At 53.3% G+C, this 24827-nt stretch carries 16 protein-coding genes; 10 read left to right on the top strand and 6 right to left on the bottom strand.

What is annotated here, in order from left to right:
• Positions 1-78: 78 nt before the first annotated feature.
• From NSS64_RS23450 to NSS64_RS23440, 3 genes are all read right to left on the bottom strand, one after another.
• Positions 79-1716: an AraC family transcriptional regulator gene (locus NSS64_RS23450; protein ID WP_341141703.1), complete on the bottom strand. Its 1638-nt coding sequence runs from the start codon at positions 1714-1716 to the stop codon at positions 79-81.
• A gap of 17 nt (positions 1717-1733) precedes the next feature.
• On the bottom strand, positions 1734-2759 hold the full coding sequence (locus tag NSS64_RS23445) for a helix-turn-helix transcriptional regulator (RefSeq protein WP_341141702.1): 1026 nt from the start codon (positions 2757-2759) through the stop codon (positions 1734-1736).
• Between the two features lie 117 nt (positions 2760-2876).
• Positions 2877-3653: a polysaccharide deacetylase family protein gene (locus NSS64_RS23440; protein ID WP_340991242.1), complete on the bottom strand. Its 777-nt coding sequence runs from the start codon at positions 3651-3653 to the stop codon at positions 2877-2879.
• 192 nt (positions 3654-3845) lie between these two features.
• On the opposite strand from NSS64_RS23440, the gene NSS64_RS23435 reads away from it, so the two are divergent.
• From NSS64_RS23435 to NSS64_RS23425, 3 genes are all read left to right on the top strand, one after another.
• The gene (locus tag NSS64_RS23435; RefSeq protein ID WP_340943776.1) at positions 3846-5255 is read left to right on the top strand and encodes a deoxyguanosinetriphosphate triphosphohydrolase family protein; all 1410 of its coding nucleotides are present in this window, start codon (positions 3846-3848) and stop codon (positions 5253-5255) included.
• Between the two features lie 207 nt (positions 5256-5462).
• Positions 5463-7247, top strand: coding sequence for a methyl-accepting chemotaxis protein (locus tag NSS64_RS23430; RefSeq protein WP_340943775.1), 1785 nt, complete (start codon positions 5463-5465; stop codon positions 7245-7247).
• 367 nt (positions 7248-7614) lie between these two features.
• Positions 7615-7773, top strand: coding sequence for a hypothetical protein (locus tag NSS64_RS23425; RefSeq protein WP_341141701.1), 159 nt, complete (start codon positions 7615-7617; stop codon positions 7771-7773).
• 192 nt (positions 7774-7965) lie between these two features.
• On the opposite strand, the gene NSS64_RS23420 is transcribed toward NSS64_RS23425, so the two are convergent.
• Together NSS64_RS23420 and NSS64_RS23415 are read right to left on the bottom strand one after the other, a co-directional pair.
• Positions 7966-9096, bottom strand: coding sequence for an IS4 family transposase (locus NSS64_RS23420; protein WP_341139054.1), 1131 nt, complete (start codon positions 9094-9096; stop codon positions 7966-7968).
• 312 nt (positions 9097-9408) lie between these two features.
• Complete coding sequence (locus NSS64_RS23415; RefSeq protein WP_341141700.1) at positions 9409-10365, bottom strand: D-2-hydroxyacid dehydrogenase; 957 nt, start codon at positions 10363-10365, stop codon at positions 9409-9411.
• 90 nt (positions 10366-10455) lie between these two features.
• Here NSS64_RS23415 and thpR point away from each other — a divergent pair, with 90 nt between their 5' ends.
• Positions 10456-11067, top strand: coding sequence for an RNA 2',3'-cyclic phosphodiesterase (gene thpR, locus NSS64_RS23410; protein ID WP_341141699.1), 612 nt, complete (start codon positions 10456-10458; stop codon positions 11065-11067).
• A gap of 76 nt (positions 11068-11143) precedes the next feature.
• Positions 11144-12046, top strand: coding sequence for a cell wall hydrolase (locus NSS64_RS23405; protein ID WP_340991246.1), 903 nt, complete (start codon positions 11144-11146; stop codon positions 12044-12046).
• A 123-nt stretch (positions 12047-12169) separates the two neighbouring features.
• On the opposite strand, the gene NSS64_RS23400 is transcribed toward NSS64_RS23405, so the two are convergent.
• Entirely contained in the window at positions 12170-13366 is a 1197-nt protein-coding gene (locus NSS64_RS23400) for an MGDG synthase family glycosyltransferase (RefSeq protein WP_341141698.1), read from the bottom strand.
• A 298-nt stretch (positions 13367-13664) separates the two neighbouring features.
• Here NSS64_RS23400 and NSS64_RS23395 point away from each other — a divergent pair, with 298 nt between their 5' ends.
• The 5 genes from NSS64_RS23395 to NSS64_RS23375 all read left to right on the top strand — a co-directional run bounded on the left by NSS64_RS23395 (position 13665) and on the right by NSS64_RS23375 (position 24797).
• Positions 13665-14240: a TetR/AcrR family transcriptional regulator gene (locus NSS64_RS23395; RefSeq protein ID WP_036693681.1), complete on the top strand. Its 576-nt coding sequence runs from the start codon at positions 13665-13667 to the stop codon at positions 14238-14240.
• 248 nt (positions 14241-14488) lie between these two features.
• The gene (locus NSS64_RS23390; protein WP_341141697.1) at positions 14489-16843 is read left to right on the top strand and encodes a YhgE/Pip domain-containing protein; all 2355 of its coding nucleotides are present in this window, start codon (positions 14489-14491) and stop codon (positions 16841-16843) included.
• A gap of 374 nt (positions 16844-17217) precedes the next feature.
• On the top strand, positions 17218-21813 hold the full coding sequence (gene gltB, locus NSS64_RS23385; RefSeq protein ID WP_341141696.1) for a glutamate synthase large subunit: 4596 nt from the start codon (positions 17218-17220) through the stop codon (positions 21811-21813).
• 1276 nt (positions 21814-23089) lie between these two features.
• Positions 23090-24016: an ABC transporter ATP-binding protein gene (locus NSS64_RS23380; RefSeq protein ID WP_341141695.1), complete on the top strand. Its 927-nt coding sequence runs from the start codon at positions 23090-23092 to the stop codon at positions 24014-24016.
• Positions 24009-24797 carry an ABC transporter permease gene (locus tag NSS64_RS23375; RefSeq protein WP_341141694.1) on the top strand — a complete coding sequence of 263 codons (789 nt, stop codon included), beginning with the start codon at positions 24009-24011 and terminating at the stop codon, positions 24795-24797. Before NSS64_RS23380 ends, NSS64_RS23375 begins: the two co-directional genes overlap by 8 nt.
• The last annotated feature ends 30 nt before the right edge of the window (positions 24798-24827 follow it).

Raw genomic sequence — 24827 nt, 5'->3', positions numbered from 1 at the left:
TTTCTAGTCTCCTTTGTCTAATAGATAATAATAATCATTATCATTATGATAGGAGATCGATACATACTTTTCAATGGATTATAACCCTGTGTTGCCGTGGATAATTCTATCGTCCCGCCTGCCAATCCGGGATGCAACATAGGACATGGCCCACTTTCTGCCTGAGGGTCCAAGTGTTTTGAACAACAGATCTCCGGCATCGAATACCCGGGAGTGCTTCACTGCATCCAGTGAAGACCATTCTCTGGATGAGAGCAGTGCTTCCAGCCGTTGTCTCGATTCCAAGGTAGGGTCCGCAGCCAAAAAGATGGTTCCCGGGTTATACCGGGGAAGCTCATGAATCTCAAAATCCACTGCTCCTGTCTGCTCAGGGGTTGAGAGGGGCGGGCGTAGTCCAAGATCTTGGTATAGGAGAGTTCCTGTCTGATTGGAGGCACCGTACAGGCGGTAGAATTCAGAGCTGACTCTGATAAAAGAAACCGTGGGCAGTACATTCTGTGCTTCCAGCCGTGATCTAAGGAGGCGCTTCTGCTCTGCGTAGCGGTTCATCCAGTCGTCAGCCTGCTGCTCTCTGCCCAGAATACGGGACAACCGGGACAACTGCTGCTCCACATTATCGGTATGCTCAAGGACAACCGTGGGTGCGATGGACTCCAGCAACTCGCCTGGTAACAGGCGGTCGCTCCCGATAATCAGATCAGGCCTCACCCGTGCCAGCTCCTCATAATTCAACCGGGAACCGTTCAGGCGGACAATTTCCTGCTCCAGCACACCCGGGTGGGGGAGGCTATAATTTCTTGACACCCGTTCCCGGTAAGACAGCGCAGCCACTGGCGTCAGTCCAAGTGTCATCAGGTAATCATCCAGACCATAGTAGAGAACAGCAATACGGATATGATTGTTTTTGAGGTAGCTGGCCGGTGCCACGCCTTCCGATTTTTTGAACACCCGGCTGAAATAATGCTCGTCCTTATAGCCCACTTCCTTGGCGATCTGCTTGACACGTTCGGAAGAGAAGAGCAGCTGCTTAGCCCTTTTTATCCGTTCCTCCAGCAAATAGGCCATAGGTGTCTTTTCTGTAAGCTGCTTGAACGCTCTGATAAAATGATTGGTGCTTAAGCCTGCCATTAGAGCCAGTTGCCCAACTTTAAGCTCTTGGTTGTAGTTGTTCTTCATGTGGGCGAGCACAGTATCCATCCCTACAGCCTTGCCCTGCACCATTCGCTTACTTGGTTGAAGCAGCAACGCGAGCAGCCGCTGCAGCCGGTATTTGGCGTGCATGATATCCTCCGGATTACGGGTACGGTGAAAGGAGGTCATTTGCCGGCTGATCTCTGCAGCCCGTGGATGGCCGGGTGCTTTAAGCTTCCCGTTAACCGGAAATACCGGAGGATGGAGCTCCTGGTGCCTGTGATCCTTACGAAGCTGTATACAGGAGAAGAAAATGATCATATAACGCAGCGGTTCTGCCGTCAGCGCTTTGCCTTCCACTGAAGTTTCGGGCAACAACAAAAAGAGGTCTCCTTTATTCGCCGTAAGCAGCCCCCCATTTAGGATAATCTGCCCCTTACCTTCTGTTACATAACACAGGGCATGGTGGTGAAGGGTCCTTCGGGGCAAAGCTTCCCCTTCTGCAAATCTTCCGTAATAGCTGTGTACGCTTGAAAAAAACAAGCGCTCCAGCCTGAATGCTGCCTGCGGTATTGTGGATAACATACGTTCCTCCTCTGGTTTCAAGTCTCGTAAATAATATTGCCTGTCTCGCTCAGGTCATAGCTGTGAATCGAGCTTAGCTCACTGCGGAAGGCCTCCGAGCGCAGAATATCCAGAATGGCGTTAATCCAGGCTTCATTCTCCGGCTTCTTCACCATGACCAGATCGTAGCGCTCCCGGATCAGCGGAATGAAGTCGATGCCGTCAATGATTCTGGCGGCTTTCTCGGTGCCGATGCCCACATCCGCTCCGCCTCTCGCCACCAGGCTGGCTACTGCCAGATGGCTGTTCTCTTCATTAATGTATCCGTTCAAGCGGGAGGTCGGAATTCCATGCAGGCGCAGCTGTTCATCCAGCAGCACCCGGGCACCGGAGCCGCGCTCACGGTTGATCAGCGTTAGCCCGTCCTGCCGGAGGTCCCCCCAACTGCGGATGCCCAGCGGATTGCCCTTTTGCACATAGAAGCCTGCGCTGCGCGTTAGCAGATGCACTACAATATAGGAGAAGCCTACGAGCAGCTTGCGGATATAGGGCAGGTTATATTCGCCGCTATCGCCGTCCAGCAGATGGGTACTGACAATATCTGATTCGCCCTGATACATGGCAATGAGGCTGTCCAGACTGCCCGCATAGGAACGGAGCGGGCGGGTGGAGGGCAGGGTCCGCTCCAGATGGGTCGCCAGAATATCAAGTGACATATCCTGCCCGGTAATGACTACATGTACACCGCTGCTCTTCATGCTGTGCGGCGGCGGGGAGGCGAAGGCCTGGTAAGGCGCGGCGAACGGGGGGCCCGTCTGCTGCGACGGCTGCGCCTGAGGCAATGCAGCTTCAGTCAGCCCGCCCCCGGGCAGCGGATGCGCAGAAGGCCCGCTGTTGCGGGAATTCTGCTTGTACCTCTCCAGATCAGAGAGGTCAACCCGCATCTGCTTGCCGACACGGTAAGAGGGCAGCTCGCCCTTTTTAATGAGATCATAGACCTTGAGCTTGGAGATTTTGAGCAGCCGGGCGATTTCCTCGGTTGTATAGGAAGTATTCTCGGTCATGTATTGTACCCTCCTGGGGGATGGACTGCGGCAGATTCACAAATAGCCATATTAGGATAGCCTTATTATGCTCAAGACTACCTTATTTTGTGAACCTGTGCAATCCGGGCAGGCCCCCTAATAGGTCATATGCCGGTCTGTCTTCGCCTGCTGCACATCGGATAACTCAATCAGCTCCGAGACGGTAACAAACCTGAAGCCTTGCTTCTTCAGCTCAGGCAGAATAATCTTCAGTGCTTCCTTCGTCTGCGAGGGCCCGTGGACATGGTCGTGGAACAGGACAATATCGCCGCTCTTGGCATTGCGGATCACCCGGCTTGAGATGTTCCAGACGCCGGGGCGGTTCCAGTCGCGGGTGTCCTGATGCCAGGACCACAGCACGGGCTTCAGGCCCATGCTGTTGGACACATCGATCAGTGTCTCGTCATACATGCCGCCCGGCGGTCTGAACAGGCTGCTGTGTCTGCCGGATATCTTCATAATTTCCTTCTCCGTCAGCGCAAGCTCCTCCTGAATCTGCTCCCCGGAGACCGGCCTTTTGAAATAGACATGGTTGTAGGTATGGTTCGCCAGCTCATGTCCTTCATTAATCACGCGTCTGGCGACATCGGGATAAGCGGCGATCCGTTTGCCAATCGCAAAAAACGTGCATTTCGCTTGATACTCATGCAGCACCTCCAGAATGCCGTCCGTCTCCAGGGGGTCCGGGCCGTCATCGAAGGTCAGCGCAATCACCTTCTGGCTGGTGCGCACTTCCCAGATCATATCGCCGCGCTCCTCATAGTAGTAGCGGTTTTTTGCCTTGTTCGGACTGCCCAGCGCCAGATCGGAAGGGCTGTGCATCAGCGCCAGTGCGGCAAGAACTGCGGCGGTCAATCGGGTGGCTGTTCTCATGGCTCTCAGATTCACTCCACACTTGTTTTTATAGGCGGTTCCTGCTGCTTAAGTCTTAGAATGCTCTATCCCCCTTGGTTGCTATGCATTTATAGCAGCCCGCAGGGCGATTTGCATTTTAGAGTGAAAGTTCCGGCGGAAATGACTTATAATAAATTACTAAATACAGATCAAGGAATAGGGGCAGCGGAGATGACACTGATTGAACAAAGAGAGCATAGACAATATCCGGAAATCACGAAGCTGGAGACCTCCAGAGCCGCATATGAACGCGACTATTCGCGTCTGATCCATTCGCCGACCTTCCGGCGGCTGCAGGGCAAATCGCAGGTGTTCGGGGCCGGAACCGGGGATTACTACCGGACGCGCCTGACCCACTCGCTGGAGGTGGCGCAGATTGCCCGCGAAGCGGCCAAGAGTCTGCTGCGTGCTTACCCGGAAGTAGAGACAGGAGCCGCGGAGAATCCGGGCCTGGTCATTGATCCCGAGGTAGTGGAATGTGCGGCAATCGCCCATGACTTCGGCCATCCCCCATTTGGGCATAAGGGAGAAGAGGTGCTGGACAATCTGCTGGAGAAGCTGGTTACCCGCAAGACGGTAGAGGCAGTGGCCAAGTCAGGCGCAGGTCCGGTTCAGCAGCAGACGATACATGAGAGCATGAAGCGCAAATTTGAGCATTTTGAAGGCAACGCCCATAACTTCCGCCTGATCATGTTCCTGGAGAAGCGCGAGAATATCGACGGTCTGAACCTCTCGGACGCGGTGCTGCTGGGCATTAACAAATATCCTTTTCCCGGGACGGTGCTGAAGAAGGGGATGTATCTGCATGAATGGGAGTATATCCATGAGATCCGCACCCAGTGGGGAATTCCGGCCGGCAAAAAGACGCTGGAAGCGCAGCTGATGGACCTGTGTGACGATATTGCTTATTCGGCGCATGATCTGGAGGACGGCATCAAGGCCGGTAAGATTGAGGTACATGAGCATTTCCTGCATGACGACTATATTCAGCGGCTGATTGTGGAGAAGATCACTACGCTTGAGGATGCGTTCTGGTCCGGCTGGAACAAGTCGGCGATCCGCTTCAAGGTGGAGGAGGTGCTGAGTTCATTCCTGCGGATCTGGAAGGAGAAGATGCCTACCTGTGAGAATGACTATTCCCGCACCCGCCGTGAAGTCAAGGCCTATTGGGTCAGTACCTTTGTCGCCAGCCTCGGCGTGATCGGGGACGGGGACTGGAAGAAGGTTACCTTCATTAAGGAAGGCAGGGAGGATGAGGACATGCTGCGGACCGTCAGTGTGCTCAAAAGCTTCGCCTGGGTAACGATGATCCGCGATTTGCGCGTACAGCGTCTGCAGAAACGGAGCGAGTGGATACTGCGGCGGCTGTGGGAGGCGTTCCTTGATCCCGAGACGTCCCGGAGTATTATCCCTTCGGACTGGCTGCAGCGGTTCGAGAAGGATCAGAAGTCGGCCAAGCCGATCTGGACCTGGGAGCATATGGTGACCGATTACATCGCCGGAATGACCGACGCTTTTGCCGAGAAAATCTACAATGAGCTGTACGGGCTGAAGGTCGGTTCGATTTACGATCTGGATTAGACTTATCCTATATAGTAGAAACTTTACCTGTCCGCCGTCTGGGCTGGCAGGTAAAACCTTACATCGAGAGAAACATGTTAATTTTTAACCGTCTGCTGCCGACATAGTACATATAACCTATTTTTTTTTGCTTTTTTTATGAAAATAAATGTAATCAGATGGAAATTGGTGGAATCATCCAGAATAATTTCAAGGGGGCACACAGGTGTGGGGATAGGTCAGCGACTGAAGGATTGGTTAGGAAAAGGGAGGAATGAAGCGGGCAAGAAGCAGCAGGCGAAGCTGTCCAGCGGCCGAAAAAGCATCGGCTTCAAGATCGCTTCCGGTTATGCGGCTCTGGCTGTATTCGTTCTGATCAGCGGCGGGGTATCGCTCTATCAAATGAACGGTATGCAGAAGAACACCGGGAAAGTCATTAATCACATCATTCCCGAGCTGAACAAAATTCACAATGTCAACTATCTGACAGAGCATGTTATGGCACTCAGCCTGCAGCATATCCTGAGCACTGACAGCGCGGACAAAAACGCCCTTGCGGAAGAGCGGTCCAAATTCATCGGCAAAGTAGCGGATACTTTTAAGGAATATAAAGCCAATCTGAAAGGAGATCAGGAGCTGAAGCAATTACAGTCGCTCGTCGGAAAATGGGGCGAGTTCCTGACCGTCAACAATCAGGCGATTCTGCTCAGCAGCTCCAATGACGAGAAATTGGCCCTTGAGGTATCGCAGAAGGGGATTGACGCTTTTAATTCCATGCAGGTGGATTTGGATGCGCTGGTAGCGCACAGCCAGAAGGATGCAGAGAATGAGGGGGAAATATCTACAAGTATTTTCAATACCGCCGGGAGAATGAATATTGCGACTGTGTTGATTGTCCTTGTCGTTATCGGTGTGGTTAATATGGTTATCCGCAGAACGATCATCAATCCGCTGAAGAGGGTAACTTCGCAGCTGCAGCAGATCTCAAGCGGGGATCTGACGGCGGAAGAGACGATGATCCGCAACAAGGACGAGATTGGCCTGCTGGCCAAGACGGTGAATGAAACGAACCGCACGCTGCTGGAAATGGTCAGCCGGATCAGAGATGTATCAAGGATCATTGGGGAGCAGGGCGATGTGTTAATGCATACCATTGCGGATACGAAGGAAGGCAGCAGCCAGATCGCGCTGACGATGGAAGAGCTGGCCACAGCGTCCGGAAGCCAGGCCGAAGCAGCGGTGGATGCCTCCAAGGCGGTGGAGGAGCTGAATACGTTAATTGAGAATTTTGCCGGCAGAGGTACCGATCTCTCCAATCATTCAGAGCAGGTACGGCAAAAGGGTGAAAAGGGCCGGGCGCTCATGGAAAGCTCCGTGGCGCAGATGAACGAGATTGCCGATGCGGTCTCGCAGTCCATGGATACCGTAGAAGAGCTGAACCGCAAGAATGAAGGCATCTTCCATCTGGTAGGCTCCATCCGGAGCATCTCGGAGCAGACCCATCTGCTGGCGATCAATGCCGCCATTGAAGCCGCACGGGCCGGAGACAGCGGACGCGGCTTCGCGGTTGTCGCACAGGAGGTGCGGAAGCTGTCAGAGGATGTGCAGCGGACGGTCTCCGAGATTACAGAGATTACGCAGGGCATCCAGCTCGACTCCAGAACCATGGTAGAGCAGCTGCGCGGCGGAGTAGCCAAGACGGAGCAAGGCAGCCGGCAGATTGTCGAGACCGGTGATGCGCTGGCTGAGATCAACGGCTCGGTCCGCATGATGGCGGTGACTATCGACGAGATGAGCCAGGATCTGCAGCAAATGACCGGTGCCAGCGAGACCATGAACGAGTTCAGCCAGCATATCTCGGCACTCTCCCAGCAAGCGGCGGCCGGTGTTGAAGAGACCTCTGCTTCTGCGCATGAGCAGCTCAGCTCAACCACCGCTGTGGCTAACGGCATCGCGGAGCTGAAGCTGCTGCTTACGGAGCTCCGGGAGTCGGTGACCCGCTTTAAAGTGTGAGGGGGATAGATTGAAGCTGCGAAATTTCGGGGATTAGGGATACGCCGTGACTGCAGAGAATGTTTGGACTTACGGCCGCTGTTGTTCCCGGATTTCTTGGATTGAACCGCAGTAGCGGTTGAAATCCGGTAACAAAGGCGGACGCTGTCGCTCCTACAGTTCCAAACTTCTCTTCCGCCACTGCTCCCTAATGGGTGAATTTCAAGTTCAATCTATTTAGTGATGGAAGTAAATAAAGAGCCTCTGCTTAGTTTGCAGAGGCTCTTTGTTTTGCGTGAATGCGTGAATTCGTAAATCGCTGAAGCACTGAATGAACTGAATTGCTGAAATTAGTTGAAAGAGTTGAACGAGCTGAGCATGTATCGACATGTGGGTGCTGGTGATGCTAATGCTGCTGGTGGTTCTGCTGATGCTGCTGGTGCTGCTGGTGCTGCTAACGCTGCTGCTGATTTTGGTGCTAATGTTGGTGTTGTGTTGTGTTGGTGCTGGTGCTGGTGCTGGTGCTGGTGCTAAAGAGCTCGCTTAGAATCCTGCACAATTTGCAACATTTACCTGATCTATATGAGGTGAATGAGAGATTGTTGCACAAATGTCAGCAATTCCTCTCCAGTTGGCAGATGAACGGGACAATTCCTGCATTTCATGCAACATTCCGCTCGAATAGCCCAAATTGGCGGTACACAAGTTGCAATATGTGCAGGCGTGTTGATTACCCATATTATGGGATGACAAAAACACCTAAATGTTCTTTACGCCTGAGCAGATTAAACTGAACCTGCCACTCCAGCGGAAGATTAAATATACGCCAGTGCTGCATAAATTCCCAAAGAGTCAGCTCAGCAAAGACCGGTACCTTCGGGTGAATTTCATCAAAAATGTATTTCAAAAGCACATACGTGGCAAGGGCTACAAACAATTGGCTATATACTGCATTTTCGGTGGTTCCAAATAGACAAGGGACATTCAAATGCTGTTTCACCCAGCGGAAAAAGACTTCAATTTCCCAGCGTGCTTTGTACATTTCAGCAATCACATGAGCGGACTCTTTTCTCAAATCGGTCACAATTCGTACCACTTCACCCCGGTCATTTTCAAATTCAACGACGCGGTGGCGCTGGGCGGATTGGTGTTTGCCTTGACCAATATAACAGGTGATATCGCGTACAATTTTGGTGTCTCCCTCCGCCGGTCGCTGAAGCTTTCGCGGCATCACCAAATGGAGATTGTCTTTCAGACGAATCACAAAGGACTGACCTTGCTGCACATATTGATCCAATCGACCGATTTTTCCATACGCCCGATCCTGAACTAAAAGGTAGTCCTTATCGGCCAAAACTTCTCCAAATGGAGCGTCATTGCGCCTGGCAATCGATTCGACCACATTCACGGGTGAATGCTGTCCATGTGAAAGAGCGACATGCAGCTTGATGCCTCCTCTGAATTTTTTATACGGAGCCCAAGACATGCGGGAGTTTGCCGCCGTAACCGTCGTAGAGTCAATCAGTAGAAGATCTTTAGGCAGATTTAGGTGCCGACGGGTTTGCCGATTACATTTCTGGACGAGCAGTTGAAACAAACGCTTGAAGATATCGTAAGGCACTTCACCGGCTTTGCCCGAAAGGGTGGAGTAATGAACCTTGGGCAAATCGTAGTTCGAGCCCACCCGAGCACTTTGACGAAAGCCATCCCATTGGTGGTAGCAGGCTTGGATAAAGTAATCGAACAACACACCCACGGTCATTTTGGTTCCGGTATCCTCGTAGTCCTTGGTTTGCCCGGTCACCCTTTGGACTTCTTCTGAAGTTAATACTTGTTTGAACACGGCCAAGAATGGGGTATTATTATTCATGAGGTCGCCTCATTTCGGTTTGGTTTGGTCGTACTTACCATTACCCGAAATGGCGGCCTTTTTTGTCCCTTTTTTTGGGAAATCAACACGCTTACAATATGTGCAACATTTGGCGGCAAGGGACCGTTAGAACTCTAAACTGTGAGTCTGCGAGGTAACAAAATTCCATTACTCAACCAACCCGCTAGCTTGCTAACCCACCGACGCACCAAGCTACGGCCTGCCCGCCGACCCACTAGCCCGCCGACCCGCCAAGCTACGGCCTGCCAACCCCCTAGCTCTCCAACCCGCCAGCTGAGCCGCGAAAGCAACCTAATACTGGCGGCTATAATCCACCAGGTTGCGCGAAGGCTTGCCGGATTCCAGGTAGGCCTTCATGTTCTCCACGAAGATGTCGACCACCCGGTCGGCATAGCGGTCGGTTACCCCGGCACAGTGAGGGGTGATGATGACCTGCTCCATGCCCCAGAGCGGGTGGTCCTCCGGCAGCGGCTCGGTCTCGAAGACATCGAGGCCCGCACCGGCCAGTTGGCCGCTGTTCAGTGCAGCGATCAGGTCATCCGTATGCGTGGTCACTCCACGGCCGATATTAATATAATATGCCCCCTGCTTGCAGGCGGAGAAGACCTCAGCATCGAACAGCCCGCGCGTTTCGTCGGTGAGCGGCAGCGTGTTGACCACGAAGTCCGCCTCGCGGACGGCGTTCTTCAGCTCCCCGGTGGTGAAGATCTGGTCGAAGCCGTCCACCGGTCGCCCGGAGCGGCTGACTCCGATCGTCTTCATCCGGAAGGCTTGGGCGATTCTGGCAGTCTCGCTGCCGATGGCGCCGGTTCCGGCGATAACAATCGTCTTGCCGGTCAGCTCGCTCTCCTGTCCGTCCGAGTGCCAGCGGCGGTTCTGCTGGTTACGGATGGCTGTGTGCATATTCCGCGTGAACATCAGCATGAAGCTGAGGATGACAGCAGTAATCGGTTCCGCATGCACGCCGCTGGCGTTCGTCAGCTGAATTTCGCGTTCCTTCAGGGCTTCCAGCGGAAGCTTCTCTACTCCGGCGGACCAGGCTTGTACCCAGCGGAGCGGCGAGCCCTGGCGCAGCACGGTCTCCCGGATGCCTTTGCCCCAGCCGATAATAATCTCTGCGCCGGAGAGCAGCTCCAGATCAGGGTTCCTGGAATCTCCAAGGGTAAGGGTGTACTCTGGTGCAGCGGTGCGGATCAGCTCCTGTTGAGCAGAGGACAGCTGCTGCATACAAACGATGGATTTAGTCATGATGGTTCCCTCCTGTTCTACATTTCAGTAGAGAAATAGACGATAAGTATAGATAAGCATAACAAATCTGTCTGGAAAGGTGAAATTCGCATGAGCCAATTGGACCCGGAGCAAGAAGTGGAGCGCCTGTTCGTTGCGGTGCCGCTGCCTGATACGCTGCTTGAATATCTGAAGAATGAGTCTGCCCGTGTGTCGTCCGCACTTAAATTTGCCAGATGGACACATTTCAAAGATTTCCATATTACGCTTCAATTTCTTGGAGATACCCCCAGGGAAAATATTCCACCCCTATATGAGGCACTCCGGAAGGTTGCGCGTTCAAGTAAAGGCTTTCAATTAAAGCTCGGCGAATGGGGCACCTTCGGTCTTCCAGACTCGCCAAGAGTGCTCTGGACCGGGGTTTCCGGCGAATTGGAGCCGCTGAAGGAGCTGCAGCACAAGGTGGTTTCTGCGACCCTTCCCCTAGGCTACACTCCAGAGATGCGAACGTACAATCCCCATTTGACTGTAGCCCGCAAATATCGCGGAGAAGATCCGTTTACGCTGGAGCGGCTGGAAAATTTACGGATGGTGACCCCGCCTGCGGATCAATTACTTCCAGACATAGGCTGGACGGTAGATGCTTTTGTGGTGTATGCTACCAGGATGCATGCCATTCCTATGTATGAAATGACTGGAAAATTTTCATTTTTCTCAACATAAATCGACAAGAAAGTTTTCAAAGCTTCCATTTTCGGTTACATACAATAGGAATGTGCCGTAAAATAGGAGGTAAAACATGTTGATTTTCAAACAGAGCCGCTATATTGCGCTGCTGGTTGGTGTAATCCTAGTGTCTTTCTCAGCGATAAGTTTGATGAACCCCGAAGGAACTGCTGCTACCGGGGAGAATGTAATAGAAATGGGTAAGCTTAAGTCTGCAAGCCATCAATCGGTAGAGCAGCTTCTTCCGCAAGCCGCATCCGTCCTGCACAGGACAAGCCATTCAGCCGAAAATAGTACACCCATGCTATACACCACAGCTGCCAAACCGGTTCATACCTGGACCCGCACGGTGAGTGCAGGATGGTTAAGTCCCGAGAAGCTGCAGCGCAAGGACGCTGTCAAGCCTGCTTCTATTGTGACTAAGCCTAAGGTAACTGTGGTGAAAGCATCGCCGCCAGTGGCGCAAGCGCCCAAGATCGCGGCAACGGGGACGAAGAGTGTTAAACCAAGCAAGGCTGTAACTCAGCAACATCCCCCCGCAACATTGTTCTTCTCCCGGACCAAGCTACTACCCAAGGAGCAGCAAGCTGAAGCTACCTGGAGCTACGCCGTATCCGGAGAAGACCTGCATCTGCTGCAAAAAATCGTCATGGCAGAGGCAGAAGGCGAACCGTACAAGGGCAAGGTGGCAGTTGCCAACGTTGTTCTAAACCGGCTGCGGTCAGCCAATTTTCCCGACACAATCAGAGAAGTCATCTATCAGAAAAGGCAGTTCAGTCCTGTGGCCAACGGGCGTCTTAAACGCGTGAAGCCAAATGCGGACAGTATTAAGGCTGTAAACGCAGCACTTATGGGGGTCAAAGAGGTTACGGATGATACCTATTTCTTCCTGTCGCTGACGCTGGCGCAGGATCTGACCGTGCATCATTCACGGACACTCGCCAAGACCATCGGCAATCATACCTTTTATAAATAAAAGACCCGCTACACATCAGACGCTATACGTCTATTCTCTTACGGCCATATGTAATGCAAAAACCTCCAGCCCGCAGGATCTATGGGCTGGAGGTTCTTTGTGTTAGGGAATCAGGATAAGGGTTTAAGGTGTGACATAGACGGCTTCTTCGCTCCGTACCTTGGGCGGAGGGGCGCTCCACGCCTCAGAGAAGACCGCTTCCGCAGCTGGCTTGCCCAGCATCTTAAGAATGGTGGCGGCGCAGTGCTGCGGCTGCTGGAGGTCCGGAGAGGCCTTGCGCTTCTGAGGTCCTCCGAATCCGGCATATTCGCTCAGGAGCATGGAGAACCATTTGTCCACGACGCCCGGATTCAGCATCTCGGCCAGCCCCAGCTCGACGAAATACTGACTGTTCTTCTCTTCCTGGCCGGGGATGGCGTTATAGAACAGCATTGGAATGCCTTTGGCCTGACCTTCAGTGCAGGTCATTCCGCCAGGCTTCGTGATCAGCAGATCCGAGGCATCCATCAGCTTGTTAATCTCACTGCTGTAACCGAGAATCCTTACATTGGGATGGTTCAGCAGGGGGTTGGCCTTCATTTTGGCTATAGCCTTGTCGTTGCTGCCCATACAGAAGATCAGCTGGATCTCATTGATCCGGGCGGTGAGCGAGTTCATAATATCCTTGCCGAACATCAGGCCCCAGCCGCCGCCCATAATCAGCGCAGTCGGGATGTCGGCCAGCCCCAGCTCTTTGCGCAGCTTAGTCTTCCCCTGGGACTCCCAGAATTTCGGATGCACGGGAATCCCGGTCACCGTCACCAGCTCGGAGGGGACGCCGCGCCCCGTAAGAATGGATTTGACCCTTGAGGTCGATACCAGATATCGGTTGGCTTCCGCATTTACCCAGCTGCCGTGGGCATCATAATCTGTAATCAGCGTATAGAACGGTACATCAAGACCCTGGTGCTTCAGCCTGGAGATGACCGCAGCGGGAATCGGATGCGTGCAGATAATCAGATCCGGCCGCAGCTGTTCAATGACCTGAGAGGCATGCGTATAAAAAATCCGGTGAAGGGCCAGCTTGGTCAACCGGTTCAGTGATTTATGATATTGGGTCTTATACATCATGCCGACCAGCTTCGGCTGGCTGCTGACAGTTTTGCGGTAAGCGGAAAGAATCCAAGGAGCGACCGTAGGATTCAGGAATTTTCCGAGCTCGAAGACCCGGCACTGAACATCGGGGTTCAGCAGTCGTATTCCTTCAGCCAGAGCATAGGCTGCCCCTGTATGGCCCGTGCCGAAGCCTTCCGAAAACAGCAGTACTCTTTTCTTTCGCATAAGTTCACCTGCAACTTTCCATTATAGATAGGTTTGTTAGATAGCTTCATTAGTCCGTCTGCGGTTACTCGCGTAGATGCTTCTCCTAATATTATACTAGGGATTCTGCTTCTTTTCTCACATTATACAAATAAGACGTAAATAGAAAGTTAAAACACTGCAATAAAATAAAAAAATTTAGCAAAAGTATTGCAAAGGCATAGGCAAAGTGATAAAGTTGGTCTTGACCGAGTGACCGGATCAGTAAATTGGTCAGATCGGAAGTGGCAGACGATCCTTCAGGAAAGGGAGTGTATGAATGGCTGTGGTAGATCGAAGGCAGCAGGTGCTGCAGGCGGCGACGAAGTCTTTTTCATTATTCGGGTATAAGGCAACAACGATGGACCAGGTCGCCAAGATTGCCAATGTCGGCAAAGGGACGATTTACACCTTTTTTACGAACAAGGAACAGTTATTTGATGAAATCCTGCGGGACGTCATCATCGAGATGAAAATGATCGCCGAGCGGGAGATTAGGCGCGATAAGCCGTTTTTTGATAATCTGCACCGTGTGCTGGATGCCCTGCTGGAATTTCGAAGCGAACACGAGCTATTCATCAAGCTGTCTCAGGAGAGTCTGGACTTCGGAACGCCGCAGGCTGGTGAAGGACTCGACAAGATCGAGAGTGTGGTGCTTGAATATCTGGAACGGGAGGTGGAGCAGGCCATTCGTCAAGGGGAAATCAAACCCTGCGATCCCCAGATTGTGTCGGTGGTAATGTTCAGGCTATATATCGCGCTTACTGCTGAGCTGAGCAAGGTACATGTGCCGTTGACCAAAGAACAGATCAAGCATTATTTTCATCTGTTTTTGGCAGAAGGGCTGTCGCAGTAGAAGTTAAGTCCGGTATAGGGATGGCGTTTCACACTGCTGCGCTTTCCCTGATTGGGACCGGGCGGGCTGAGGCGGATGGTGCTGAGTTGGATCGTACTGAACAGGATAGACCCATTTTTTTTGCCTTTGATTGACCAAGTGGGGAAAACAGTCATTTGGTGTTACTGTAATATTCACGAAACTATCATTTCACAGCATGTCACCGTATTTTTCAAGAGAGAGCATATGATCATAAGGAGAGAACCAGAATGAAATCTTTATCCGTGTTTATGAAGGATCTTGGCGCGGTATTCAAGAATCCCAAGATGCGTATTTCCATGTTCGCCATTCTATTTATTCCTGTTCTGTACAGCGGATTGTTCCTGAAGGCATTCTGGGACCCTTACGGTAAAATGAACGAGCTTCCGGTAGCGGTTGTCAATCAGGATAAGGGTGCTGATTATGAAGGCACCAAGCTGACCGCCGGAGAGGATCTGGTCACGGAGCTGAAGAAGACGGACGGATTCAAGTGGAACTTCGTCAGCCGGGAGCAGGCGGAAGCCGGACTTGCGGATAATACCTATTATATGGCGATTGTGGTTCCGGAAGACTTCTCGGCCAAGGCAACTACACTGCTGGATGCAGATCCGCAGCCGGCCAAGATCATCTACGAGCCGAATGAAGGCTACAACTTCCTGGCAGGCCAGATTGGCGGCACGGCAGTGAAGGATATTAAGAGCAAGGTATCCGCCAAGATTACCGAAGCTTATACCAGTTCTGTATTTGATAAAATCACCAAAATCGCAAACGGTCTGGGCGAAGCCGGAGACGGTGCGACCAAGATCGCAGACGGCGCCACCAAGCTGGATGATGGCGCTCTGAAGCTGAAGGACAATCTGGTTGTCCTCACCGAAGGCACCGGCAAGCTGCTGGATGGTGTAGCGCCGCTTACGCAGGGCGTGAGTGATCTGAATAACGGTGCAGCCGCACTAAAAACCGGCAGCAGCACGCTGGCCGGAGGACTGCAGCAGTTATCCGCAGCGCATAAGCAGCTGCAGGAGGGTGTAACGCAGTCGGCAGCGGGCAGCAAGCAGCTGAATGCAGGGCTGCAGAAGACAGCAGCCGGAACGGCTTCGCTACAGGCCGGAACACAGTCGGCTGTAACCGGCACCGAGAAGCTGCAGACAGGTACGAAGGCTGTGGTGGACGGCAGCGCGAAGCTTGCGGCCGGATTAAGCTCCTCCGCCGAGGGCAGTGCGAAGCTTGAAGCCGGACTTACGGCTTCGAAGGACGGCAGTGCCAAGACAGCAGCCGGAGCCAAGGCTGTAGCTGACGGTCTGCAGGCGCTGGCGAAGTCGAATCCTCAGCTGGCGGCAAGCCCTGAGGTGCAGAAGCTGCTGGCAGCAAGCGCAGCAGTAGCTGCGGGCACGGCGCAGCTGGACCAGGGCCAGCAGCAGCTCCTTGACGGAGCTGCGGCCCTGAACAGCGGCCAGGAGCAGCTGCTGCAGGGAGCCAATCAGCTGCACAGCGGTTCACAGCAGCTGGATGCAGGTGTAGGCCAGCTGCATGACGGAGCGCAGAAGCTCTACGCAGGCAGTTCACAGCTGCTGGATGGCCAGAATCAGCTGGCAGCCGGAGCAGCTGCACTGGAGAACGGCGGCACGAAGCTGACAGCAGGCATGAAGCAGTTCGGCGCGAAGCTGGACGAAGCTGCAGCGGGCGGTGCGAAGCTGGCAGACGGCGGCCGGGCGCTTGAAGCCGGCACTACGAAGCTGCTGGCCGGAGCAGGCAAGCTGGGCAGCGGCCTTAGCTCGGTAGCCGATGGCTCGAAGAAGCTGAGTGACGGAGCAGGGCAGCTGAAGGATGGCCTGGATGAGCTGAAGACAGGCTCCGGTGAGCTGGCAAGCAAGCTGGGCGATGCGGCTTCACAGACCAAATCGGTGAACAAGACCGATGGGCTGGTATCCATGTTCGCCCAGCCGGTACAGATCGAAGAAGTGAAGGTGAACAAGGTGCCTAACTACGGCACCGGATTCGCTCCTTACTTCCTGTCCCTCGGATTGTTCGTAGGTGCTCTGATCTGTACGATTGTTATCCCTATGCGTGATTCCGAAGTCATTGGCGCCAGCCGGTTCAACCGGTTCATGAGCCGTACCCTTACGTTCTCCATGATGAGTGTGCTTCAGGCTCTGCTGGCTGTCCTGATTGTCTTGTATGGTCTGGGACTTGAAGTACAGAATGTACCTTTGTTCTACGCCTTCTCGTTCATTACCAGCCTGGCCTTCATGTGGATGATTCAAGCGATTGTTACCTGGCTGGATCAGCCGGGCCGCTTCGTAGTCATTCTGATTCTGATCTTCCAGTTGACTACAAGCGCAGGAACCTTCCCGCTGGAGCTGATTCCTAACTGGATGAAGTTCTTCAATCCGCTGCTGCCGATGACTTACAGTGTCAAAGGCTTCAAGGCAGTAATCTCTACGGGAGACTTCGGCTCCATGTGGGCCGATGCAGGAACGCTTGGTGCTTATGGAATAATATTCCTGGCGCTTACCTTCACCTACTTCATGACCCGTGACCGCGGCAATGAAGCGGTGCTGAAAAGTGAACAAGTTTTGACTGTATAAATCAACAATATTCTCTGTAAAACATACGAACCAAAAGCGCCCCCTCGGGGGCGCTTTTGGTTTATTCATAAATATAAATAGCTAAAGGAAGTGCCGTTTTCAGGGCGGGAAAATGATTGGAACGCTTTCAATGCATAAGCGCTTATTCGTCATTTATGCATAATTATGCATCATGCGGATTTTTTACGCTTTTATTCGCTAAAGCTGCACTGTAAAAGTATTTGTTAATCAAGCTCATAAAAAAGTTTAAATTGCGCTCATGTCAGCTCGATGATAAAATAATAACACCAATTCTGCCTGAATAATTATTAAGATTTTCCGCTGAAAAATTTTCCTGGAATTCCGTCTACTTTATAATAGAGAGGTTGCATGTGATGAGACACACTGAACTGCCCGGCAAACAGGGCCTGTATGATCCCCAGTTCGAAAAAGACGCTTGCGGCATGGGATTTGTCGCGCATATAAAAGGCAAGCCGTCCCATGATATTGTCAGCAATGCGCTGACTATGCTCTTCAATATGGAGCATCGGGGAGGCCAGGGAAGCGAGCCGAACTCTGGAGACGGAGCCGGTATTATGCTGCAGATTCCCCACCGTTTCTTCGCCGGCGAAGCTGCGAAGCTGGGCTTTGAGCTTCCGGAGCCGGGCCATTATGGCGTGGGCATGATCTTTCTGTCTCATAACGAGGAGATCCGCGCCCGCCACGAGGCGCTCCTGAGCGAGATTATCGCGGAAGAGGGTCAGCAGGTACTCGGTTACCGCGATGTCCCGACCTTTGACGAAATGCTCGGCAAGACGGCTAAGGCGGCTAAGCCTTATGTACGCCAGGTATTTATCGGCCGCTCGGAGGGAATCAAGGATGACCTGTCCTTCGAACGCAAGCTGTATGTGATCCGCAAACGGGCAGAGCTGGCGATCCGCTACGGCGGGGCAGAAGAGGGCGAATCCTTCTATGTGCCGAGTCTTTCCTGTAAGAAGATCGTATACAAAGGCATGCTCACTACCGTACAGGTCGGACAATTCTATCTCGACCTCCAGGAGGAGACGCTGGAATCAGCGATTGCGCTGGTCCACTCCCGCTTCAGCACCAACACCTTTCCGAGCTGGGAACGTGCCCACCCTTACCGCTTCATGATCCACAACGGTGAAATTAACACCCTTCGCGGCAATGTGAACTGGATGCATGCCCGCCAGTCGCTGTTCAAGAGCGAGAAGTTCGGAGAAGACATCAGCAAAGTTAAGCCGGTGGTAAATCCGGACGGCTCCGATACGGCCATGTTCGATAATACCTTTGAATTCCTCTACCTGAGCGGACGTTCCCTGCCCCACGTGGCGATGATGATGGTTCCTGAGCCTTGGAGCAATCATGACAGCATGGACGAGAAGAAGAAAGCCTTCTATGAATACCACAGCACCCTGATGGAACCGTGGGACGGGCCTGCCGCAATGGGCTTTACCGACGGTGTACAGATCGGGGCCATCCTCGACCGTAACGGCCTGCGTCCTGCGCGTTACTATGTTACCAAAGATGATCTGATTATTCTCTCCTCTGAAGCGGGTGTCCTCGACATTCCGGCAGAAGATGTTCTATACAAAGACCGGCTGAGACCGGGTCGCATGCTGCTCGTGGATACGAAGCAGGGCCGGATTATCTCGGACGAAGAGGTCAAGGCCGAGATCGCCTCCGAGCAGCCTTATCAAGAGTGGCTGGATGAGCATCTGATCGGTCTCGATCAGCTCCCGGATGCACCGGAGCTGCCGAATCCGAAGCATGATAATGTGCAGCAGCTGCAGCAGTCCTTCGGCTATACCTTCGAGGATCTGCGCAAGGTGCTGGAGCCTATGGCCTCCACAGGCGCCGAAGCTGTCGGCTCCATGGGTTACGATTCGCCGCTGGCCGTGTTATCAGACCGTCCACAGCGCCTGTACAATTACTTTAAGCAGATGTTCGCCCAGGTCACCAACCCGCCGATTGACGCCATCCGTGAAGAACTGGTAACGTCCACAGCGACTACGATCGGACCTGAACGCAACCTGCTGAAGGCAGAACCGGAGAGCTGCCGGCAGATCTCGCTGGATTCTCCAATTCTCTCGAACGAGGATTTCGCCAAAATCCGTCATGTCCGCCGTGCGGGCTTCAAGTCGATGTCCATTCCGATTCTCTTCCCGGCAGAGCTGGGGGCAGAGGGGCTGCGAATCGCGCTTGACCGGATGAATGAGGCGGCAGACCGCGTCATGGGCAAGGGCCATAATATCCTTATTCTGTCCGACCGGGGTGTAGACCGTGAGAATGCGGCAATTCCGGCGCTCCTGGCAGTCTCCAGCCTGCATCACCATCTAATCCGCTCCGGAACCCGTACCAAGGTCAGCATCCTGCTGGAATCCGGCGAACCGCGTGAAGTTCATCATTATGCGCTTCTGCTGGGTTATGGTGTAAGTGCGGTCAATCCTTACCTGGCCTTCGAGAGTCTCGATGACATGATCAGCCAAGGCCTGCTCCGCGGAATCTCGCATGAGAAGGCTGTGAAGAACTATATCAAGGCAGCTACGAAGAGCGTGGTCAAAATTCTGTCCAAAATGGGAATCTCCACGATTCAGTCCTATCGCGGGGCACAGATTTTTGAAGCAGTCGGGCTGAATTCCGAGTTCGTAGACCGTTACTTCACCTGGACGCCTTCGCGAATCGGCGGAATTGGCCTGGAGGAAGTGGCGCAAGAGGCGCTTGCCAGCCATTACCGCGCGTTCACCGACAAAGACGGCAACGATATGGTGCTGGATTCCGGCGGTGAATACCAGTGGCGCAGTGACGGGGAAGAGCATCTGTTCAACCCGCAGACCATTCATCTGCTTCAGCACTCCGTGCGCAGCGGTGATTATGAGATGTATAAGAAGTATGCAGCGCTCGTTCAGGGCGAAAGCGAGAAGCACCAGACGCTGCGCTCGATGCTGCAGTTCAAGAGCGTAGGTGCTCCGGTATCGCTGGACGAGGTAGAATCGGCTGAATCGATCATGAAACGCTTCAAGACCGGTGCCATGTCCTTCGGCTCGATCAGCAAGGAAGCACATGAGACGCTGGCTATTGCCATGAACCGTATCGGCGGCAAGAGCAACACCGGGGAAGGCGGAGAAGATCCGGCGCGCTTCCTTACGGACGCTAACGGCGATTCCCGCCGCAGTGCGATCAAGCAGGTGGCTTCGGGACGGTTCGGCGTTACCTCCAACTATCTGGTGAACGCCGACGAGATTCAGATCAAGATGGCGCAGGGCGCCAAGCCGGGTGAAGGCGGACAGCTTCCGGGCCGCAAGGTCTACCCTTGGGTTGCGGAGGTCCGCGGTTCAACGGCAGGCGTGGGACTGATCTCGCCGCCGCCGCATCACGATATCTATTCGATTGAGGATCTGGCAGAGTTGATCTATGATCTGAAGAATGCCAATCCGCGTGCCAGTATTAACGTGAAGCTCGTCTCTGAGGTTGGCGTGGGCACTATTGCCGCAGGTGTGGCGAAGGGCCGCGCTGATATTATCCTGATCAGTGGTTACGACGGCGGTACCGGCGCTTCGCCGATGAACTCCATCCGTCATGCCGGACTGCCTTGGGAGCTCGGCCTGGCGGAGACCCACCAGACGCTGATGCTGAACAATCTTCGCGACCGTGTCGTGCTGGAGACAGACGGCAAGATGCTCAGCGGGCGAGATCTCGCGGTAGCCGTTCTGCTGGGTGCTGAAGAATACGGCTTCGCTACTGCACCTCTGGTAGCCGTAGGCTGTATCATGATGCGTGTATGCCAGATGGACACCTGTCCGGTGGGCGTAGCGACCCAGAACCCTGAGCTTCGCAAGAACTTCATGGGTGATCCGCAGCATGTGGTGAACTTCATGACCTTCGTGGCACAGGATCTGCGTGAGATTATGGCCGAGCTGGGCTTCCGGACGATTGAAGAGATGGTCGGCCGTACCGATTGCCTGGATGCGGTTAAGGCATCTACACACTGGAAGAAGAAGGGCGTCGATCTGAGCAGCCTGCTGCACATTCCGGCCATGCCGGAAGGCAGTACACGCTTCCGCAGCAAGTTCCAGAACCACGGTCTGGAAGAGACCCTGGATATGACCCATCTGCTGGATATTGCTGCACCGGCGCTGGAATCCGGCACGGCAGTGGAAGCTTCCCTGCCGATCACGAACGTGAACCGTGCCGTGGGTACGATTCTCGGCAGTGAGCTGACGCGCAAATACGGCGCAGCCGGTCTACCGGACGATACAATTCGGCTGCATTTCACCGGATCGGCGGGACAGAGTCTGGGCGCCTTCGTGCCGAAGGGCATCACTATTACCGTTGAAGGCGACTCGAATGACTATGTCGGCAAAGGGCTGTCCGGCGGCAAGCTGATTATCCGGCCTTCGCGCAAGGCTACCTTCGCGGCAGAAGAGAATATCATCATCGGAAATACGGCGCTGTATGGAGCGACCGGCGGCGAAGCTTATGTGAGCGGCATTGCCGGCGAACGGTTCGCTGTCCGCAACTCCGGGGCGAATGTAGTCGTTGAAGGCGTGGGCGACCACGGCTGCGAATACATGACCGGCGGCCGTGTGGTTGTACTGGGTACAACAGGCCGTAACTTTGCAGCAGGGATGTCGGGCGGTATCGCTTATGTATACGACCCTGACAACACCTTCATCAAACGCTGTAACCTGGAGATGGTGCTGCTGGAGCGTGTAGAGGAAGCGGACGAAATCGCTGAGCTGCATGCTATGATCAGCCGTCATACCCAGCATACAGACAGTAATGCGGGCCGGGCAATTCTGGATTCATGGGATGAGGCCCTGCCGAGATTTGCCCGTGTCATTCCGAAGGATTACAAACGGATGCTGGAGCAGATCCGCAAGGTGGAGAGCAGCGGTTTGACCGGTGAAGCTGCACTGATGGCTGCTTTTGAAGCGAATATGCGTGAGCTTGCACGTGTTGGCGGTTAAGGTTTTACATTTCATAAGTGATGTGATTTGGCATTGACGGAGCATGTCGCTAATCAGGAGGCCACCTCTTTCCGTATGAGAAAGGGGTGGCCTCTTATGTTTTTCTTACAGGAAATTATGGTATCGTCTGAAGGTGATAAAGTATACATAGAATTGTGGAGGATACATGCTCCTTCATTTATCCGCAGGATGCTGGCGCTAGGGTGCTCGGGCCAATGTATGTGAAAAGCAGTATACATTGTGCTGACGAGAGGGTGAACGGAGCAAATGTATGCGAAAAACAGCATACATTGTGCTGGCGCGAGGGTGGACGGAGCAAATGTATGTGAAAAGCAGTATACATTGTGCTGATGCGAGGGTGAACGGGGGAAATGTATGTCAAAAACAGTATACATTGTGCTGACGCGAGGGTGGACGGAGCAAATGTATGCGAAAAACAGTACACATTCGGTACACGGGGCCCATGCTGGTCCAATGTAATCGGTTTTCCGATTACATTTCGCCCTCGCGCCCCGCGCTGCTCCAATGTAATCGGTTTTCCGATTACATTCCGCTCATACGCCCCGCGCTGGTCCAATGTAATCGGTTTTCCGATTACATACCGCCCTCGCGCCCCGTGCTGGTCCAATGTAATCGGTTTTCCGATTACATTTCGCCCTCGCGCCCCGTGCTGGTCCAATGTAATCGGTATTTCGATTACATTTCGCCCTCGCGCCCCGCGCTGGTCCAATGTAATCGGTTTTCCGATTACATTTCGCCCTCGCGCCTCGGGCTGGTCCAATGTAATCGGTATTTCGATTACATTTCGCCCTCGCGCCCCGCGCTGGTCCAATGTAATCGGTTTTCCGATTACATACCGCCCTCGCGCCCCGCGCTGGCCGATTATTGTGCTCTCACGAGGAGGATGGCCCGAATGTATGCCAAATACAGCATGCATGGCGCTATCCCGTTCATCCGGTAGGATAATTTCGTTTCAAATATAAGAATGTATATGTTTCACGCTACACATTATCCTTCTATTGCTCACCGAAACGATACCGTCCTTTAAAAGGACGGCAAAGCCGTCTCCACTTGCTTTCTATCCTTTCCCTGCATATCTTCCCTAATTTCAGGGAAAAGGGAAGGTGTGGTAAAATATATAAATGGTTGAAACAGGTTTTGGATTTAACAATAAAGTGTAAGTAACGAAGGTCCAAACATTTCCCGCAGTTACGATGGACACTTTAATTTTAATCTATACCCGTTTCACACCAAACCGACGAAAGGAAGTGAAGTTATGCCGAATACGGCAGAAGTGGTGAAGCCTGTAGCCAGCCTGATGGGGGTTACCAAAAAGATAGGCTCCAAAACGCTGATCAGCGACTTGACACTCGATATTCCACCCGGGCAAATCTTCGGATTCCTTGGGCCGAACGGAGCCGGTAAAACCACTACCATCCGTATGATGGTAGGACTGATCTCCATTAGCCGCGGGGATATCCTGATATGCGGCCGAAGCATCAAAGACCATTTTGAAGAGGCCATAGCCAACGTGGGGGCCATCGTAGAGAATCCTGAAATGTACAAGTTCCTAACCGGATACCAGAATCTTCGCCAGTACGCCCGCATGGTGCCCGGCGTGACCAAAGAGCGCATTAATGAAGTAGTGGAGCTGGTTGGCCTCAGCCAGCGGATTAATGACCGGGTCAAGACCTATTCCTTAGGGATGCGCCAGCGGCTCGGGGTGGCCCAGGCTCTGCTGCACCGGCCGAAGCTGCTGATTCTGGACGAGCCGACCAACGGACTGGACCCGCAGGGTATCCGCGAGCTGCGTGATTATCTGCGCAAGCTGTGTCAGAGCGAGGGGACAACCGTGTTTGTCTCCAGTCACCTTTTGTCCGAGATGGAGCTGATGTGCGATAGTGTGGCGATTATCCAGAACGGCCGCCTGATCGATGTGAAGCAGCTTAAGGCTGTCGGAGATGCAGCGGTACCGGTGAGCCAGACGTTCTTCGAGGTGGATAACCCTGAGGCTGCACTGGCTCAGATCGGCCAAGGTGTAATCATGGAAGGCGGAATTGCTGTGGATGCGGTGCGGGAGGAGATTGCCGAGCTGAATGCCAAGCTGGTAGCTGCCGGGATTAAGGTCTACAGCATCAAGGCGATGTCCCGTTCGCTTGAAGATCAATTCTTGGAAATTACAGGAGGTGAAGGCATTGGGTGAGTTCGCTTCTCTCATACATAATGAGAATATCAAAATATTCAGACGTCTGCGGACATGGATTATGCTGGTTCTTCTGGCACTGATGAGCGCGCTGTTTCCGGCGCTAATTCATTTCACCACGAACGGGAGTAATGTAGTCGGGCTATGGGACAGCTTCCGGACCACCGTAACCATCGCATTTTTCCTGAATACCATCTTCACAGCTCTGGTAGCTGCCGACTCCGTGGCGGGCGAATTCACCTGGGGAACGATTAAGCTGCTGCTGATCCGCCCATGGAGCCGCTCCAAGATTCTGCTCTCGAAATATATTTCGCTGGTTATCTTCAGCCTTGTCAGCACGGGAGTGCTAATCTTATTCGGCTATGGCTCCGCCTTCATTTTCTCTTCCGGGGCTGCAGGAATTACGGGGGACATGGTGATGGGCTGGGGGCAAGGGGAATATGTCTTCATGCTGATTCTGTGCAGCTACATTGAATTGTTCCTGACAGCAGCCATTGCCTTCATGATCTCCAGCGTATTCCGTTCCAGCGGCCTTGCGATTGTGCTGTCGCTGTCGATCATGTTCACCAAGGATATCTTTATCGCCATCTTCAACCCCGACCGGTATGAGTGGGCGAACTATCTGATTTTTGCCCATATGAATCTTAGCAATTATCTGGTGTCGGATACCGGTCCCGGGGGAGCGACGCTGGGGTTCGCGATTGCCGTCCTGGCTGTGTATTATGTTGTATTCATGGCGGTATCCTGGATTGTGTTCCGTAAAAGGGATGTAGCAGCGTAAGGCGCAAACTGGGGCTGGTCAATGCAGGCG

Source organism: Paenibacillus sp. FSL H8-0122 (genome assembly GCF_038005345.1).
Lineage (GTDB): Bacteria > Bacillota > Bacilli > Paenibacillales > Paenibacillaceae > Paenibacillus_AQ.
The sequence above is the reverse complement of the archived record's forward strand: the minus strand, read 5'-3'. Positions and strand labels throughout refer to the sequence as shown.